Source organism: Acerihabitans sp. TG2, assembly GCF_035013185.1.
Lineage (GTDB): Bacteria > Pseudomonadota > Gammaproteobacteria > Enterobacterales > Enterobacteriaceae > Acerihabitans.
The window spans coordinates 1-16,717 of the sequence record NZ_JAYGJO010000016.1 but is presented as its reverse complement, the minus strand read 5'-3'; the positions used below and the strand labels follow the sequence as shown (position 1 = coordinate 16,717).

Annotated in this window: 15 protein-coding genes; 2 read left to right on the top strand and 13 right to left on the bottom strand. The window is 53.5% G+C overall.

Going from position 1 to position 16,717, the window contains the following annotated elements; genetic code table 11:
• Nucleotides 1-43: 43 nt before the first annotated feature.
• From murG to mraZ, 10 genes are read right to left on the bottom strand one after another with little or no spacing between them, the layout of a single operon-like run.
• Nucleotides 44-1,114: an undecaprenyldiphospho-muramoylpentapeptide beta-N-acetylglucosaminyltransferase gene (murG, locus tag SJI19_RS14745; RefSeq protein ID WP_323479026.1), complete on the bottom strand. Its 1,071-nt coding sequence runs from the start codon at nt 1,112-1,114 to the stop codon at nt 44-46.
• On the bottom strand, nt 1,111-2,313 hold the full coding sequence (ftsW, locus tag SJI19_RS14740) for a cell division protein FtsW (RefSeq protein ID WP_323479025.1): 1,203 nt from the start codon (nt 2,311-2,313) through the stop codon (nt 1,111-1,113). The genes murG and ftsW overlap by 4 nt, the downstream gene beginning before the upstream one ends.
• Nucleotides 2,314-3,630 carry a UDP-N-acetylmuramoyl-L-alanine--D-glutamate ligase gene (gene murD, locus SJI19_RS14735; RefSeq protein WP_323479024.1) on the bottom strand — a complete coding sequence of 439 codons (1,317 nt, stop codon included), beginning with the start codon at nt 3,628-3,630 and terminating at the stop codon, nt 2,314-2,316.
• A 2-nt stretch (nt 3,631-3,632) separates the two neighbouring features.
• The gene (gene mraY / locus SJI19_RS14730; RefSeq protein ID WP_323479023.1) at nt 3,633-4,715 is read right to left on the bottom strand and encodes a phospho-N-acetylmuramoyl-pentapeptide-transferase; all 1,083 of its coding nucleotides are present in this window, start codon (nt 4,713-4,715) and stop codon (nt 3,633-3,635) included.
• Nucleotides 4,709-6,082 (bottom strand): UDP-N-acetylmuramoyl-tripeptide--D-alanyl-D-alanine ligase, encoded by a 1,374-nt coding sequence (gene murF, locus SJI19_RS14725; RefSeq protein ID WP_323479022.1) that lies wholly within the window; start codon nt 6,080-6,082, stop codon nt 4,709-4,711. The genes mraY and murF overlap by 7 nt, the downstream gene beginning before the upstream one ends.
• Nucleotides 6,079-7,566: a UDP-N-acetylmuramoyl-L-alanyl-D-glutamate--2,6-diaminopimelate ligase gene (gene murE, locus SJI19_RS14720; RefSeq protein ID WP_323479021.1), complete on the bottom strand. Its 1,488-nt coding sequence runs from the start codon at nt 7,564-7,566 to the stop codon at nt 6,079-6,081. Before murE ends, murF begins: the two co-directional genes overlap by 4 nt.
• Nucleotides 7,553-9,316, bottom strand: coding sequence for a peptidoglycan glycosyltransferase FtsI (locus SJI19_RS14715; RefSeq protein ID WP_323479020.1), 1,764 nt, complete (start codon nt 9,314-9,316; stop codon nt 7,553-7,555). Before SJI19_RS14715 ends, murE begins: the two co-directional genes overlap by 14 nt.
• A 26-nt stretch (nt 9,317-9,342) precedes the next feature.
• Nucleotides 9,343-9,663: a cell division protein FtsL gene (gene ftsL, locus SJI19_RS14710; RefSeq protein WP_323479019.1), complete on the bottom strand. Its 321-nt coding sequence runs from the start codon at nt 9,661-9,663 to the stop codon at nt 9,343-9,345.
• The gene (gene rsmH / locus SJI19_RS14705; RefSeq protein WP_323479018.1) at nt 9,660-10,604 is read right to left on the bottom strand and encodes a 16S rRNA (cytosine(1402)-N(4))-methyltransferase RsmH; all 945 of its coding nucleotides are present in this window, start codon (nt 10,602-10,604) and stop codon (nt 9,660-9,662) included. The genes ftsL and rsmH overlap by 4 nt, the downstream gene beginning before the upstream one ends.
• 2 nt (nt 10,605-10,606) lie before the next feature.
• A complete protein-coding gene (gene mraZ, locus SJI19_RS14700) occupies nt 10,607-11,065 on the bottom strand; it encodes a division/cell wall cluster transcriptional repressor MraZ (protein WP_323479017.1) in 459 nt (152 codons plus the stop codon).
• A gap of 874 nt (nt 11,066-11,939) precedes the next feature.
• Here mraZ and SJI19_RS14695 point away from each other — a divergent pair.
• Nucleotides 11,940-12,380: an L-alanine exporter AlaE gene (locus SJI19_RS14695; protein WP_323479016.1), complete on the top strand. Its 441-nt coding sequence runs from the start codon at nt 11,940-11,942 to the stop codon at nt 12,378-12,380.
• 64 nt (nt 12,381-12,444) lie between these two features.
• Here SJI19_RS14695 and cra read toward each other — a convergent pair whose 3' ends face one another.
• Nucleotides 12,445-13,449 (bottom strand): catabolite repressor/activator, encoded by a 1,005-nt coding sequence (cra, locus tag SJI19_RS14690; RefSeq protein ID WP_323479015.1) that lies wholly within the window; start codon nt 13,447-13,449, stop codon nt 12,445-12,447.
• 373 nt (nt 13,450-13,822) lie between these two features.
• Here cra and SJI19_RS14685 point away from each other — a divergent pair, with 373 nt between their 5' ends.
• On the top strand, nt 13,823-14,014 hold the full coding sequence (locus tag SJI19_RS14685; RefSeq protein ID WP_323479014.1) for a hypothetical protein: 192 nt from the start codon (nt 13,823-13,825) through the stop codon (nt 14,012-14,014).
• A 91-nt stretch (nt 14,015-14,105) separates the two neighbouring features.
• On the opposite strand, the gene ilvN is transcribed toward SJI19_RS14685, so the two are convergent.
• On the bottom strand, nt 14,106-14,597 hold the full coding sequence (ilvN, locus tag SJI19_RS14680; RefSeq protein ID WP_323479013.1) for an acetolactate synthase small subunit: 492 nt from the start codon (nt 14,595-14,597) through the stop codon (nt 14,106-14,108).
• A 2-nt stretch (nt 14,598-14,599) separates the two neighbouring features.
• Nucleotides 14,600-16,318, bottom strand: coding sequence for an acetolactate synthase 3 large subunit (gene ilvI, locus SJI19_RS14675; RefSeq protein ID WP_323479012.1), 1,719 nt, complete (start codon nt 16,316-16,318; stop codon nt 14,600-14,602).
• Between the last annotated feature and the right edge of the window lie 399 nt (nt 16,319-16,717).

Genomic DNA, 16,717 nt, shown 5'->3' with positions numbered 1-16,717 from the left:
CCAAGGTCCACCCGGTAAAGGTCTTGTCACGCCCACCGCCCAATTATCTGACGTTGGCCGCCGACACCACTTCCCGCGCTACCCGCTCCGTCGCGTCCGGTATTGCCGCTTTCCTGGCGCTTTGCGCCATCGCCAGCAGCATTGTTCTATCCCAGCCAGCCAGCGTGTCGCTCACGCTGTCTACCGAGAATTGCGGTTGTTCGATAATTCTGGCCGCCCCGGCCTGTTCTAACGGTTTGGCATTCCAATACTGTTGTCGATCTTTGTGTTGGAACGGGACAAAAATCGCCGGCAGTCCTGCAGCAGCAATTTCACTTACTGTCAGCGCGCCAGCGCGGCAAACTACAACGTCCGCCCAAGCATAGGCCTGTGCCATGTCCTCAATAAATTCCGTGACATTGTGACCGCCCTGCCCCGCCGCCGCATAAGCCTGGTTAACCGTATCCAGGGCACCTTTACCCACCTGATGCCAAAGGGTAATACGTTCACCCAGACGTGCGGCAACACCGGGCATGGTCTGGTTCAATATCCGTGCGCCCTGGCTGCCGCCGATCACCAGCACCCGCACCGGCCCTTGGCGTCCGGCCAGCCGAACGGCCGGCAGCGGCAGTGCCAGGACATCGGTACGCACCGGGTTACCTACAACCTCGGCGTTGGCAAACGCGCCGGGAAACGCCTGCAATACTTTTTTGGCGATTTTCGCCAGCCACCGATTGGTTAGGCCAGCGATGCCATTTTGCTCATGCAACACAATCGGCACGCCACACAGCCAGGCCGCCAATCCACCCGGACCAGAAACGTAGCCGCCCATGCCAAGCACGACATCCGGCTGAAAGGCGCGGATAATGGCTTTGGCCTGACGAACCGCGCGCCAAATACGTACTGGCGCGGCTAACTGCGCGCGAAGCCCTTTGCCTCGCAATCCGCTGATCTTGATGAAGTTGATTTCAATACCGTTTTTCGGCACCAAGTCGGCCTCCATGCGGTCAGCGGTCCCCAACCAACCCACTTGCCAACCTTGGGCCATGAGATAGTGAGCTACCGCCAGCCCCGGAAACACATGCCCGCCAGTTCCCCCCGCCATCACCATCAACCGTCTGGATTTATCGGTCATCTCGGCCCCCTGACAAACGCCTGGGCTTTGGTCAGACGCGTTTCAAAATCGATGCGCATTAGCAAGACAATCGCCGTTGACATAATTAACAAGCTCGAACCACCATAACTGATTAACGGCAGGGTCAGCCCTTTAGTCGGCAACATACCTGCTGCCGCACCGACATTAACCAACGACTGGAAGCTAAACCAGATGCCGATGGCGCATGCCAGGAACCCTGAGAAGCGCTGATCGATTTCCAACGCCTTACGTCCGATCGACATGGCGCGAAAAGCGACGAAGAATACCATCAAGAGCGCTAATACCACACCGCAATAGCCTAATTCCTCGCCAAGAATTGCAAAGATAAAGTCAGTATGCGCTTCCGGTAAGTACTCCAGTTTTTGAACCGAATTACCTAATCCTTGACCCCAGAATTCACCACGACCAAAAGCCATTAGCGATTGCGTCAACTGGTAGCCGCTGCCGAACGGATCCTGCCAGGGATCCCAGAACGACGTCACCCGACGCATACGGTAAGGCTCGGCAATAACCAACAGAACCACGGCAAAAATGCCCGAACTGATAATGGAGAGAAACTGCCACAGCTTGGCACCGGCCAGGAACAACATGGCCAATGTCGTCACAAACAGCACCACCACCGTGCCTAAATCCGGCTGTGCCAGCAACAGCACCGCCAGCACAACCATCACGCTCATGGGTTTGCAAAAACCCCAAAAATTCGTGCGAACCTCTTCAACCTTGCGCACCAGATAACTGGCCAGGTAACAAAACAGTGCCAGCTTGGATAGCTCGGCCGGCTGAATACGCAATGGTCCAAGGGAAATCCAGCGCGAGGCGCCGTTCACTGAACTGCCCACCACCAGAACCACCAACAGCATGGCCATGGTCACCAACAGCATGACCGAACTATAGCGCTGCCAGACGGCCATTGGGATGCGCAGGGTCACCAGTGACAAACCGAAAGCCAATGCCAGATAAAAAGCGTCGCGTTTAGCAAAATAAAACGGATCACCCGATAAGCGCTGACCGATTGGCATTGAGGCTGATGTCACCATCACAAAGCCTAAGCAGGCCAGCCCCAGAGTTAGCCACAGCAGTGTGCGATCGTAGAGCACACTGCTCGGCGTTTCGGCTTCGCGTGCCCCCATTATCCACTCTTTTAAACTGCCGAACAGGCTTAACCCTGGCATATGCATTTAGCCTAACTCCTTTGCCAGTCGAACAAATTCATCACCGCGATGCTCAAAGCTACGGAACTGGTCAAGGCTGGCGCACGCTGGAGATAACAGCACCATATCACCCTCCTTTACCCGTTCGGCAACCCGCGTCATCGCCTGCTCCATCGTGTCGGTCAAATCGGAAACCTCGGGGCGCAACGTAGCCAACTGGCCGCCATCGCGGCCAAAGCAGTAAAGCCTGATCCGATCGCCCTGCAGCAGCGGTAGCAAGGGTTCGAAATCCGCATCTTTACCATCGCCACCGAGTAATAAATGCAATGTTCCCGTCACCTGCAGCCCGTTAAGCGCCGCCTCGGTACTGCCGACATTGGTGGCCTTGGAGTCGTTAATCCAGCGTACTCCCCGGTGCTGATAGGCCAACTGAAACCGATGGGCCAATCCGCTAAACGATCGCAATGCCCGCAGGCTCGCGTCACGTGCGATGCCTACCGCGTCAGCCAACGCCAGCGCCGCCAGGGCATTAGTATAATTATGCCGACCGGTTAGATGCATCTCATCGGCGGCAAGGACATTTTCGCCCTTGATATTCAGCCATAACCGATTTTGTTGTTGTTCAAGGTGATAATCGCCTGCAGCAACGCCAAAACTGACGCAGCGCGGATCCCGTCCACGTATCGGTAACGTCAGCACGTCGTCAGCATTAATCACGCAGGTCCGCGCCTGTTCGTAAACCCGTAACTTCGCGGCGCGGTACTGCTGCATACCCAGTGGGTAGCGATTCATATGATCTTCGGAAACATTCAGGATAGTCGCGGCAGCCGCCTGCAAACTGGTGGTGGTCTCCAACTGGAAGCTCGACAACTCCAGTACATAGAGCTGGCAAGGTTGATTGAGCAACATCAGCGCCGGCCAGCCAATATTGCCACCCACACCCACGTCCACACCGGCGCTTTTCGCCATCTCGCCCACCAGCATGGTCACGGTACTTTTACCATTGGAACCGGTAATGGCCACAATCGGGGCTTGGGCTTCGCGGCAAAACAGTTCAATATCACCGACGATTTCAATCCCGGCCTGTGCTGCAGCGCTGAGTGCCGGGTGCGCCAACGCGATACCGGGGCTGGCGACAATCAGATCCGCATCCAGCAGCCAATCTTCGTTCAAACTGCCCAGATGTCGTTCCACATTGGCGGCCAGTTTATCCAGGCCTGGTGGGTTAAAACGGGTATCCATCATCCGCGGTGTTACACCCCGGCTGATAAAAAAGTCAACACAGGACAGGCCGGTTAAGCCTAACCCGATGATGACGACGTTTTTACCCTGATAATCCATCATGATTAACGTACCTTAAGCGTTGCCAGTCCAATCAGGACCAACATCAGCGAAATTATCCAAAAGCGCACGATCACCCGCGGCTCCGGCCAGCCCTTCAACTCGTAGTGATGATGAATGGGCGCCATACGAAAAATGCGTTGACCGCGTAGTTTAAACGAGCCCACCTGCAAAATCACCGACAGGGTTTCCATCACAAAAACCCCACCCATGATCACCAACAGAAATTCCTGGCGCAGCAGAACCGCAATGGTGCCCAAAGCCCCTCCCAGCGCCAGCGACCCCACATCGCCCATAAAGACCTGCGCCGGATAGGTATTAAACCAGAGGAATCCCAACCCGGCCCCCACGATGGCGGTACACACAATCACCAGTTCCCCCGCGAATCGGATATAGGGGATATGCAAATAATTGGCAAAATTCATATTGCCGGTGGCCCACGCGACCAGCGCCAGCCCGGCAGCAACGAACACCGTCGGCATAATCGCCAGTCCATCTAACCCGTCGGTCAGGTTGACCGCGTTGCTGGTGCCGACAATAACGAAATAGGCCAGCAGGATATACAGCAGACCCAGTTGCGGCATGATGTCTTTAAAAAACGGCACCACCAATTGAGTGGCCGGCGTCCCTTTACCCACGCTATACATCGTGAACGCTACCGCCAACGCGATAACCGATTGCCAAAAATATTTCCAGCGGGCAATCAGCCCTTTGGTATCCTTTCGCACCACCTTGCGATAATCATCGATAAACCCGATCACGCCATATCCCAACAGCACAAACAACACGCACCAGACGTAGGGGTTGGAAGGATAAGCCCACATCAGTACCGAAATGGTAATCGAGGTGAGGATCATCAATCCGCCCATGGTCGGGGTGCCGCGTTTACTGAAATGTGACTCCGGTCCGTCACTGCGCACGACCTGGCCAATTTGCAACTTCTGCAACCAGGCGATCATATGTGGCCCCATCCATAACGAAATAAACAGTGCAGTCAACAGACTGACGATGGCGCGAAACGTCAAATATGAAAAGACGTTAAAACCCGAATAAAAAGGGACCAAATGTTCGGCCAGCCAGACTAACATGTTGCTTTCTCCTGTAACGCACGCACTACCTGCTCCATTGCGGAACTATGTGAACCTTTAACTAATAGAGTAATTACCGCATGTTCAGACAGTAACTGCGTAAGACGTGAAGTCAGCGACGCCTTATCCTGGAAATGTTCACCCCGACCGCTGGCCTCACCGATAAACCGGCTAAGCGTCCCGACACTTAATACTTTATCGATACCCGCCATGCGAATGGCGTCTCCTACCTGGCGATGGCATTCTTGCGCCTCATCACCCAGTTCCGCCATGTCGCCTACTGCCATGACCCGATAGCCTGGCATGTCCGCCAGAACGTGCGCGGCGGCGATCATCGAACCGACGTTGGCGTTGTAACTGTCATCGAGCAGCAGTCGCCCTTGACCAAGAGCAATGGGAAATAACCGACCCGGCACCGCGCTCAGGCCGGCAAGCCCCTGACTCACCGCCGCCAGGGTAGCGCCCACCGACAGCGCCAAGGCGCTGGCTGCCAGCGCGTTGGCAACATTGTGGCGACCGGGCAACGGCAGTTTCACCGCGCATTCCCCCATGGGACTGTGCAGAGTGAAATTCACCCCCGTCTGGGATGAACTGATATTGCTGGCATAAAAGTCCGCTTCATCGCCCGACTGCGGCGAGAAGCGCCATACCTGCTGATGCTGCAGTAACGCCTGCCAATGAGGCCAGTCATGACTGTTTGTGTTGATAATGGCGCGTCCGTGCGGCGCTAGACCGCCGAATATTTCGCCCTTGGCCTGAGCAACACCGCTCAGCGAACCAAAACCGGCCAAATGCGCGGCGGAAAGGTTATTCACCAGCGCCGTTTCCGGACGGACCAAATCGACGGTATAAGCGATCTCGCCAATATGATTGGCGCCCAGTTCGATCACCGCAAAATCATCCGCCGGCGTGAGCCGCAGCAGCGTCAGCGGTACGCCGATATCGTTGTTAAAATTTCCCTCGGTATACAACACCCGTCCACATTGGCGCAGTATGGCAGCGGCCATTTCCTTGACTGTGGTTTTACCCGACGAGCCGGTGAGCGCCACTACCCGGGCTGGCACCTGCCTGCGCACCCAAGCGGCAAGCAGTCCCAATGCCCGACGAGTATCGGAGACCAGCAGTTGGGGAACGTCCAGCGGTAAGCGCTTGCTCACCAGCAAAGCCTTTGCACCAGCGGCAACAGCCTGGTGAGCAAACAGATGAGCATCAAATTTTTCGCCAATAAGCGCGACAAACAGGCATGACTCCCCGATATCACGTGAATCGGTCGATACCGCACAAACGCGCGTTTCAACCGCCGCCTTAGCACCGAGATATTCGGCATCCAGCACCGATATGAGTGTGTTCAGGGATACGCTAATCATGCAATAGCCCCCAGCAAACGCGCCACAGTGGTACGGTCGGAATAATCCAGACGGCGCTGGCCAATCAGTTGGTAATCCTCATGGCCTTTGCCCGCCACCAGCACCACATCCTGTTCAGCAGCCTGCATCACGGCGCTGGTGACCGCTTCGGCCCTGTCGGGGATGACGCTCGCGCTACCCGGATTGAGCAACCCGGTCAGGATATCGTTAATAATGGACATGGGGATTTCACCGCGTGGGTTATCGTCGGTGATCACCACCCGATCAGCATACTGTTCAGCGATGCCGCCCATAAGTGGGCGCTTACCTTTGTCACGATCCCCGCCACAGCCGAACACGCACCAGAGTTTGCCGTGGCAATGACGCCGTGCCGCTGCCAGCGCTTTTTCCAAGGCATCCGGCGTATGAGCGTAATCCACAACCACCGTGGGTTTGCCGGACGCGTGGAACACCTCCATGCGTCCACAAACCGACTGCAACATGCCTGCAGTACGCGTCAGTTGGTCCAACGGATACCCCAAGGACAGCAGCGTTGCCAGCGCCAACAGCAGGTTACTGACATTAAACTCGCCAATCAGCCGGCTTTTGATGTGTCCGGTGCCCCAACTGGAATCAAAACCGATCTCCACTCCCGTGTTGTGATAATGCACAGAGGTGGTCCGCAGCCAGCGACCGGGGTGAGGGTGTGGTAGATGGTTGCCCATGGAAACCGCCACCGCTTGCGGCAGTTTGGCCAACCAGCGTAAACCGGTGGCGTCATCAGCGTTGATAATGCGCTCCGCCACCTGATCATTGGCAAACAGCCGCCATTTGGCTGCTTCATAGTTTGCCATATCACCATGGTAATCGAGATGGTCACGACTGAGATTGGTAAATACCGCCGCAGCAAAATGCAAATCCGCTACCCGATGCTGTACCAGACCGTGTGAGGAGACTTCCATGGCAGCAAAAGTTGCCCCCTGCTGCTGCAGTTGATGTAATGTCTGCTGGACGTCAATCGCCGAACCGGTGGTATTGCTCACCGGCACGATCTGACCAAACAGGCCATTGCCTACGGTCCCCATGACGGCACTGGTTTCTCCCATCAACGTCGACCACTGGGCCAACAGATGAGTGGTGGTGGTCTTGCCGTTGGTGCCTGTCACACCAACCAGTCGCAGCGCCTGGGAAGGCTGGTGATAAAAACGCCCCGCCAGCGCTGAAAGATGCTGATTCAAATGGCTGAGATAGATTACCGGGACACCGTGCAGCTCGCGCAGTTCGCCGTTTTGCGCCACACCGTCTGCTTCCGCCACCACGGCGGCCACGCCTTGCGCAATAGCCTGGGGAATATAACCACGCCCGTCCACCTGGTGGCCGGCGATCGCAACAAACAGATCCCCGGCGGCAGCCGTGCGGCTGTCGAGCGTCATTTCCCGCAGTTTTAGCTCTGGCGCCGAAGGCGTCCAAGGAGCCAATAGTTCGCGCAAATTAAGATCGATCACCTGATCCCTCTTTTAAAGTAGTTACCATTTCATTTTTATCTCCGGAAGGAAGTGCGTCCGGTTCCACGTTCATCGTTCGTAATACACCGCCCATAATTGCGCCAAATACCGGGGCAGAAACCGCACCACCGTAATATTTTCCGCCCTGGGGATCGTTGATGACCACCACCAGCGCGAAACGGGGTTGGCTGGCCGGCGCAACACCGGCGGTATAAGCGATGTATTTATTAATATATTGGCCATCGGGCCCAACCTTCTTGGCCGTACCGGTTTTAATCGCAATACGGTATCCCTTGATAGCCGCCTTGGTCCCCCCACCGCCGGGCAGAGCCACGCTCTCCATCATATGCACCACGGTACGCACCAGCGGCTCGGGGAATATCCGTTCACCCGCCACCGGCGGATCCACTTTGGTAATCGACAATGGCCGCAGAATACCCATGCTGCCCACCGTCGCGTAAACCCGCGCTAACTGTAACGGCGTTACCATTAGCCCGTAGCCGAAAGAAAAGGTGGCCCTCTCTATGTCAGACCACCGTTGTTTATGGGGAAATAAGCCACTACTTTCTCCGACCAATCCCAAATTGGTCGCCTTACCCAGACCAAAACGCGAGTAGGTATCTACCAGCGCCGAGGAGGGCATCGCCAACGCCAGTTTAGAAACACCGACGTTACTCGATTTTTGCAAAACTCCGGTGAGGGTTAACTCAGCATAACGGCCTACATCTTTGATTTCATGGCCATTAATATAATAAGGCATGGTGTTAAGGACGCTATTTTCTTTGATTACACCACGCTGTAGCGCGGTCATTACCACCATGGGTTTCACCGTAGAACCCGGTTCGAAAATATCGGTGATCGCACGGTTGCGCATGACATCCTTGGTAATGCCGGCCTTATTGTTGGGGTTGTAGGACGGGCTGTTGGCCATGGCCAGCACTTCGCCGGTATTCACATCCACCAACACGGCGGTACCGGATTCCGCTTTATTGAACGCCACAGCATTATTCAGTTCGCGATAGACCACAGCCTGTAGCCGTTCATCTATACTCAGCACCAAATTATGCGCTGCCTGGCTGTCAACGCTGGAAATATCTTCGATAACCCGGCCAAAACGATCTTTGCGCACGGTACGTTCCCCGGGCCGGCCGGTCAGCCAACGGTCAAAACTTTTCTCTGCGCCTTCGACGCCTTGGCTGTCGATGTCAGTTACCCCGATCAGATGGGCAGTGACTTCGCCGGCTGGGTAATACCGGCGCGATTCCTTACGCAAATAGATACCAGGCAGCTTGAGTTTATGGATGTAATCGCCGATGTCGGTATTCACCTGGCGAGCCAGGTAAACAAAACGCCCTTTGGGATTGGCATTAATGCGCGCGGCCAGTTGGTCGAGAGGGATGGATAACGTATCCGATAGCGCTTTCCAGCGACTGTCCACCGAAATGCCGCCCTGTTCACTGATTTCCTTGGGATCGGCCCAGATAGCGCTGACCGGTACGCTGACCGCCAGCGGACGTCCGCCCCTATCGCTTATAATACCGCGGGTGGTGGGCACTTCCTGCACGCGCAGAGAGCGCATATCACCCTCTCGTACCAGCATGTCCGGATTAATCACCTGAAGGTAACCGACCCGGAATACCAAACCCAGTAACGCCAATAAAATACAGCCGCATAACAACGCAAAACGCCAGCTTACAAAGCTGGCCTGATCTACGTAGCGTTTCAATTTTATCGCTCGTGCGGCTTTCATCTAATTTATCAGTTTTCCATTGGCTTTTAGGGTTGAACCACAATATTTTCCTGTGATGGGTCGACGTGCTGCATCTTCAATTTTTCAGTGGCAATGCGTTCCACGCGGCTATGATCCCCTAGTGCATTTTCCTCAAGAATCAGGTTACGCCACTCAATATCCAAGGCATCGCGTTCCACAACCAACTGCTCACGTTGCGCGGTCAGATGTCGCGTCTCATGGGTGGTCGTCACCACCAGCATCGCTGACACCAATACCGCAATCAGTAAAATTACCGGGATCTTGCCAGTGCGCAGCAAATCCCCACCGATTACGCCTACCAGTCCATGGCGCTCGGTACCCATCATAAGGGCAGTTTCTCGGCAAATCGCAGCACTGAACTACGTGCTCGTGGATTGAGCGCGACTTCGTCCTCGCAAGGCTGCATTTTCCCGATCGGCTTCATGCGCGCCTTGCCACCCTGCTGTGCAATCTGCGCTTCGGTAAGCGGCATGCGCGCCGGCACCTGTGGGCCCCGGCTCTGGTCGCGAATAAAACGCTTGACCAACCGATCTTCCAACGAGTGGAAACTGATTACCGACAGGCGGCCGCCTGGCGCCAATACATCCAGAGCACCGTCCAACGCACGCTCTAACTCGTCGAGCTCACTGTTGATATAGATACGAATCGCCTGAAAGCTCCGGGTGGCCGGGTGCTTATGCTTTTCGCGAAACGGGCTGGCATTAACAATAAGCTCGGCCAGTTCATGGGTGCGGGTCATTGGCGATTGTTGATTGTGTTCTACTATCGCCTGGGCGATACGTTTGGCGAACCGTTCTTCGCCAAAGGTCTTTAGGACCCAGGCGATATCTTCAGCGCTGGCCTTGGCAAGCCAGTCGGCGGCGGACAAACCGCGGGTGGTATCCATGCGCATATCCAGCGGTCCGTCGCGCATAAACGAAAATCCACGTTCAGGATCGTCGAGTTGCGGTGATGAAACACCCAGATCCAATAGAATTCCGTCGATTTGTCCGGTGAGTTCACGTTCAGCCATATAGTCAACGATGGCGGAGAACGGTCCGTGAATAATGCTAAAACGGGGATCCTGGATTGCCCGAGCGGCTTCAATGGCTTGTAGATCGCGATCAATAGCCAGCAGTCGGCCATCCGCTCCCAATTGGGACAGAATGAGCCGGGAATGACCACCGCGGCCAAAAGTGCCGTCAATGTAGATACCATTGGGGCGTAGATTCAGTCCGTTTACCGCTTCATCCAGCAAGACGGTGGTATGTTGATAAGTTTCTGCCATAGCTATAGTGACAAGTCTTGTAGTCGCACAGAGAGTGGTTCCTGTGCCGACAGTTCAGCGTCGATATCATCCTTGACTTGTTGATACCAGGTCTGTTCATCCCACAATTCAAATTTATTGAATTGTCCAACCAGCATCACTTCTTTGGTAAGTCCAGCGTGAACACGTAAGGTCTGTGCAATCAGCAAACGGCCGGCACCATCCATTTGGCATTCACTGGCGTGCCCCAATAGCAAACGCTGCACGCGGCGTTCCGCAGGGTTCATGCTTGAGAGCCGAGACAGCTTTTGTTCGATGATTTCCCACTCAGGCAATGGGTAAAGCAACAGGCATGGCTGATGAAGGTCAATGGTACAAACCATTAATCCCTCCGTTTCCCCGATCAGCTGCTCCCGGTAACGGGTTGGCACGGCAAGTCTGCCTTTACTGTCGAGATTAACCAGCGTTGCCCCACGGAACATATGCTAATTTACCTCTAAAAAAACCCTTTTCACCACTAAACCCCACTTATTCCCACCGAAAGAGTGTACGAATGGTATTAAAACATTGTCAAGCGACTAACGTAGAAGAATGGGATTATTTATGTACGAATGATCAAACTCTCGCGGGAATTAGTTGCGGATGACAAAAAAAGTATACAAATAACATCATGATATTCATAAATGAGGGGTTCTGATTAAAAATTAGCAATTTTGTAATATAAAACCAAGCCAGCGTGGTCCCACTCACGATGCGAGCAACGGCGGCGATTATACGCTGATCCACAGGCTAGGCTCAACGACCATTTGGTTGCGATTTAACGACCATTTGTGTCAGGAGCGGTTTTTTAAAACCCTTTGCTTTTTGAAAACCAAAATTATTGGTAGAATATATTCCTGTCTAACACGTTAATACATTTTACCTTCACTTTTATTTATCTATGTTGCTGGCGATTTTATCTTCGTTTTTTTATTTATGAATGCCCATATTAATTAGCCAATCGGAATATTCCTAGTTACTATTTTTAGTGTAGTAATAGCTGAACGACGTCCAAAGCGCACGAAAGCCACCCCCCCCATCAGCGATAAACCCTTTTACATCAGAATAAAATAACTAATTGAAAAATAATGTTTTTATTGTCTATACCATACTAAATAGCCTAGCACGACCCACTAAATATTTTTTTAAGTGTTATGTTCTGATTATAATGCAAAAATAAATACTTTTAGCTAGTTAACTACTTGCAGGCAGTGATGTAAGCTATACGCCATAAAATATGCATAATAAAACACTATAGCCTGCGAACTATTGCATCATTGGCTATTTGACCGAGAATTTTTCATGGAGTTACCCGTTATGTTTTCGCGCTCGTCACGTTTACGCATGGCTGCGGCTGACACCTTTGCGCTAGTGGTATACTGCTTTATCGCCGGGATGATCATTGAGATCTGCTTGTCCGGCATGACCCTGCAACAATCCTTGTCTTCAAGGTTGCTGTCGGTTCCGGTTAATGTTGCTATCGCGTGGCCGTTTGGCCTGTACCGCGATGCAATGCTGCGCCTGGCGCGTCGCCACTGTTCCGGGCGTTTCTGGATGCGCAATCTGGTTGATTTAGTCGCCTACGTTAGCTTCCAATCCCCGGTTTATGCCTTGATTTTGCTGGTGGTGGGTGCGGACGAACAACAAATCATGACAGCCGTCACCTCAAATGCGATAAGTTCAATGATGCTAGGGGTGGTCTACGGCTATTTCTTAGAATACTGTCGTCGACTATTTCACGTGTCGAGGTATGTTTAATGACCCTATACCGGCCAGCGGGTGGGCGTAACCCACGCCGGCCGGCGGCACGTGATTATTGGTCTTAGGTTCGGCTAAGCGAGCCGCGGCGGAACAGGCTACGCCGGATACTGGTTAACCCTGGTTTCGGCCGATGTGGTTCATCCAAACTGGCCAAAACCAACTCCAGCACCCGTTCAGCGACTTCCCGGTGACGTTGCGCTACGGCAAGGACCGGGCATTCCAGAAAGTCCAACAATTCATTGTCACCGAAGGTGGCTATCGCCAGATCAGCTGGCAGACGACCATTGCGTTTGAGCGTCACATCCATTATGCCCTGCAGCAGCGCGAACGAAGTGGTAAATATGGCCTGCGGCATGGGATGGGTTTCCAGGTATTGGCTGAATAACACCGCCGAAGACGAACGCTCATAGCTGTTGGCGTACAGGAAATCCGGTTGGCGATCATCACCACTCCAGCCTTGCCGAAACCCCTGTTCCCGTAAAAAACTCACCGACAGCTCAGGCAATGCGCCCAGATAGAGGATCGCGTCGCCGCTAAAATGGCGCAGTTCGCGAGAGAGCATTTCCGCATCCGCCTGATCTGCACCGACCACACTGATAAAGTGATCGGGATCAAGGGCACGATCCAAGGCGATAATGGGGAGCGGATCGGTGGCCCAGCGTTGATAAAACGGGTGTTCAGGCGGCAACGCGGTGGAGACAATTATCGCATCAACTTGCCGTTGCAGCAGATGTTCAACGCAGCGCATTTCATTATCTGGCTGGTCTTCTGAACAGGCAATTAATAGCTGGTAACCCCGCTGGCGTGCTTGCCGCTCTAGATAGTTGGCGATCCGGGTATAACTGGTATTTTCCAAATCCGGGATAACCAACCCAATGGAACGGGTTCTCCCCGCCCTGAGTCCCGCCGCCACTGCGTTCGGATGGTAGTTATGCTCGCGCACCACCGCCATCACTTTTTCCACAGTTTTATCGCTTACGCGGTACTGCTTCGCCTTACCATTAATCACATAACTGGCGGTAGTGCGCGAAACGCCAGCCAGGCGCGCGATTTCATCCAGTTTCACATAGACTCCTTGGCGCTGAAGAATTAACAATTCCCGTGATATCCATAGTGTCAACGGGGTATATGACTATGCTACAACTATCAGCAAAAAACGCTAAGAAGTAAATGCCTGAAAAGATTTAGCTGAAACGTTACAACTCCGGCTTACCTTGGAGATATGTCGTATTTATGCATGGAACAACCGAAATTGTCGGACAAGGTTAACCCTGTATGCCGATAAATGCTGAAGTTTGCTGACTCGCACCTGCGACTGGAAAAATAACGAAATAGCCTAAATAATTCGCGGCGCAGGAAGGCAGCAACGCAGCGAAGCCCCAGGAGCTTACATCGGTAAATGACTGGGGTGAGCGAGGACAAATCTGTCCGGAACAGATTTGAACGCGACCTGTCGCGGCCCCTTTTGGGGCGAGGCCCAGGGAAGGGCCGAGTATTGCCAACGCACCTGCGGCGTGAATAATGACGGGTATATCGCGTCGCAGGAAGGCGGCAACGCAGCGAATCCCCAGGAGCTTACATTAGTAAGTGACTGGGGTGAGCGAGGACAAATCTGTCGGGAACAGATTTGAACGTGACCTGTCGCGGCCCCTTTTGGGGCGAGGCCCAGGGAAGGGCCGAGTATTGCCAACGCACCTGCGGCGTGAAGAATGGCGGGTATCGTTAGCGCATCACTTTATCACCACGGGCCAGGCCCACGATACCCGAGCGCGCCACTTCAACAATGTCCCCTACTTCCCTGATGGTGGCGAGGAAGGCGTCTAATTTGTCGCTGGTGCCGGCGAGTTGTACGGTATACATCGCCGGAGAGACATCGACAATTTGGCCACGGAAAATGTCGGTGCAGCGTTTAACTTCCTCGCGACCTGCTCCGCTGGCCAGCACTTTTACCAGCATAATTTCCCGTTCTACATGAGAACCTTGCCCCAGTTCGCTGACGCGTAGCACGTCAATCAACTTATGCAATTGCTTCTCTATTTGTTCCAATACCTTGGCGTCACCCATGGTTTGAATCGTCATGCGGGACAAGGTAGGATCGTCAGTGGGCGCCACGGTGAGACTTTCGATGTTATAGCCGCGCTGGGCGAACAGGCCGATGACCCGCGACAAGGCTCCCGATTCGTTTTCCAATAAGACTGATAAAATCCGCCGCATGATCAGGTCCTCTCCGTTTTGCTTAACCACATTTCATCCATTCCGCCACCGCGTATTTGCATGGGGTAGACGTGTTCGGTGCTATCGACCATGACATCCACAAACACCAGGCGGTTTTTTTGCGCCAGGGCCTCGGCTAACTTGCTTTCTAATTCGTCGGGTGACTGAATCGAGATACCCACGTGACCGTAGGCCTCGGCGAGTTTGACAAAATCTGGCAGTGATTGCATATAGGATTGTGAGTGACGTCCGGAATAGATCATATCCTGCCACTGCTTTACCATACCCAGATAGCGGTTATTGAGACTCACGACCACTACCGGCAAACCATACTGCAGCGCAGTGGACAGTTCCTGAATGTTCATCTGAATACTTCCGTCGCCGGTGATGCAAATAACGGTTTCATCGGGCAACGCCAGTTTCACCCCTAGGGCGGCGGGCAAACCGAAGCCCATGGTGCCTAGGCCGCCAGAGTTTATCCAATGGCGGGGTTCATCGAACGGATAGTAGAGCGCAGCGAACATTTGATGCTGGCCAACATCCGAGGTGACATAGGCTTTACCATCGGTAAGGCGGTACAGCATTTCAATGACCGACTGCGGTTTGATTTTACCGCTGGTGTGGTCGTAATCCAAACAGTGACGAGCGCGCCATTGCTCAATATCCCGCCACCAATCACGCAGGGCGTCGAAGGATTGCTGGGTCTCCGCCAGTTCTAATTGTTCCAGCATTTGGAACAACACCTGGCGTGCGTCACCCACAATGGGCACATCTGCTGGCACGGTTTTGGAGATTGAGGCCGGATCGATATCGATATGCAATACCGTGGCCTCAGGGCAGTATTTTGTTAAATTATTGGTGGTACGATCGTCAAAGCGCACCCCTACGGCAAAAATGACATCGGCACGGTGCATGGCCATATTGGCTTCATAAGTACCGTGCATACCCAACATGCCCAGGCTCTGGCGATGAGTGCCAGGAAAACTGCCTAGCCCCATCAAAGAGCTCACCACCGGCAGATTGAGTTTTTCGCCCAGTTGACGCAGTTCCCGGTGACAACCCGAGGTTATGGCCCCTCCGCCAACATACAATACCGGCCGCTCGGCACCCAGCAAGGTCTGCAACGCGCGGCGAATCTGACCTTTGTGGCCCTGAACCGTGGGGTTATATGAGCGCAGGGAGACGGAGTCAGGATACAAATAAGGAAATTTATTGGCCGGATTGACAACATCTTTCGGCACATCAATCACTACCGGACCGGGTCGACCGGTGGATGCGAGGTAAAAGGCTTTTTTTAAGATGCCGGGAATATCCTCGGCCCTTTTCACCAAAAAACTGTGTTTGACCACCGGGCGGGAAATGCCCACCATATCGCATTCCTGAAAGGCGTCAAAACCAATCAGCGAGCTGGCTACCTGACCAGAAATCACCACTAGCGGGATGGAATCCATATAGGCGGTAGCAATACCGGTCACCGCATTGGTAGCACCCGGACCGGAGGTCACCAGCACCACGCCAACATTACCGGTGGCACGTGCGTAACCGTCGGCCATATGTACGGCACCCTGCTCGTGGCGCACTAAAATATGTTCAATGCCCCCCACCGTATGCAGCGCATCATAGATGTCCAATACGGCTCCGCCGGGATAACCGAATATATGTTTCACGCCCTGATCGATTAACGACCGGACCACCATCTCGGCTCCTGACAACATCTCCATGGGTTTGCCTCCAGGCTTACGTAGGTTCTCCGACAGCGCGACAACAACTGCCGTTTGACGATAGGGAAGAGAAAAACTGCCCCTGCATTATTTTTGTTATTAATTTATGACTGGTAACGATAACGCCTGTTGATAAGGCAGGCAAATGACAAAATTCGACATCCTCAGCCTAATAATAATTATTACTCGGCAAAAAACACCTTATTCGCTATAAAAAATGGTTAAACATCAACATATACCGGTAAAAAACTGATTAATAAACTAATTACAGCACGTTAACATGAGTGCTAAAAGATGCAAAATTACCACAGGTGATGCGTTTGCATGGTCCAAAAACGGCAAGCAAAAGAACCCCGATGAGCTTACTCACGTAAGTGATTCGGGTGAATGCGCGCGGCC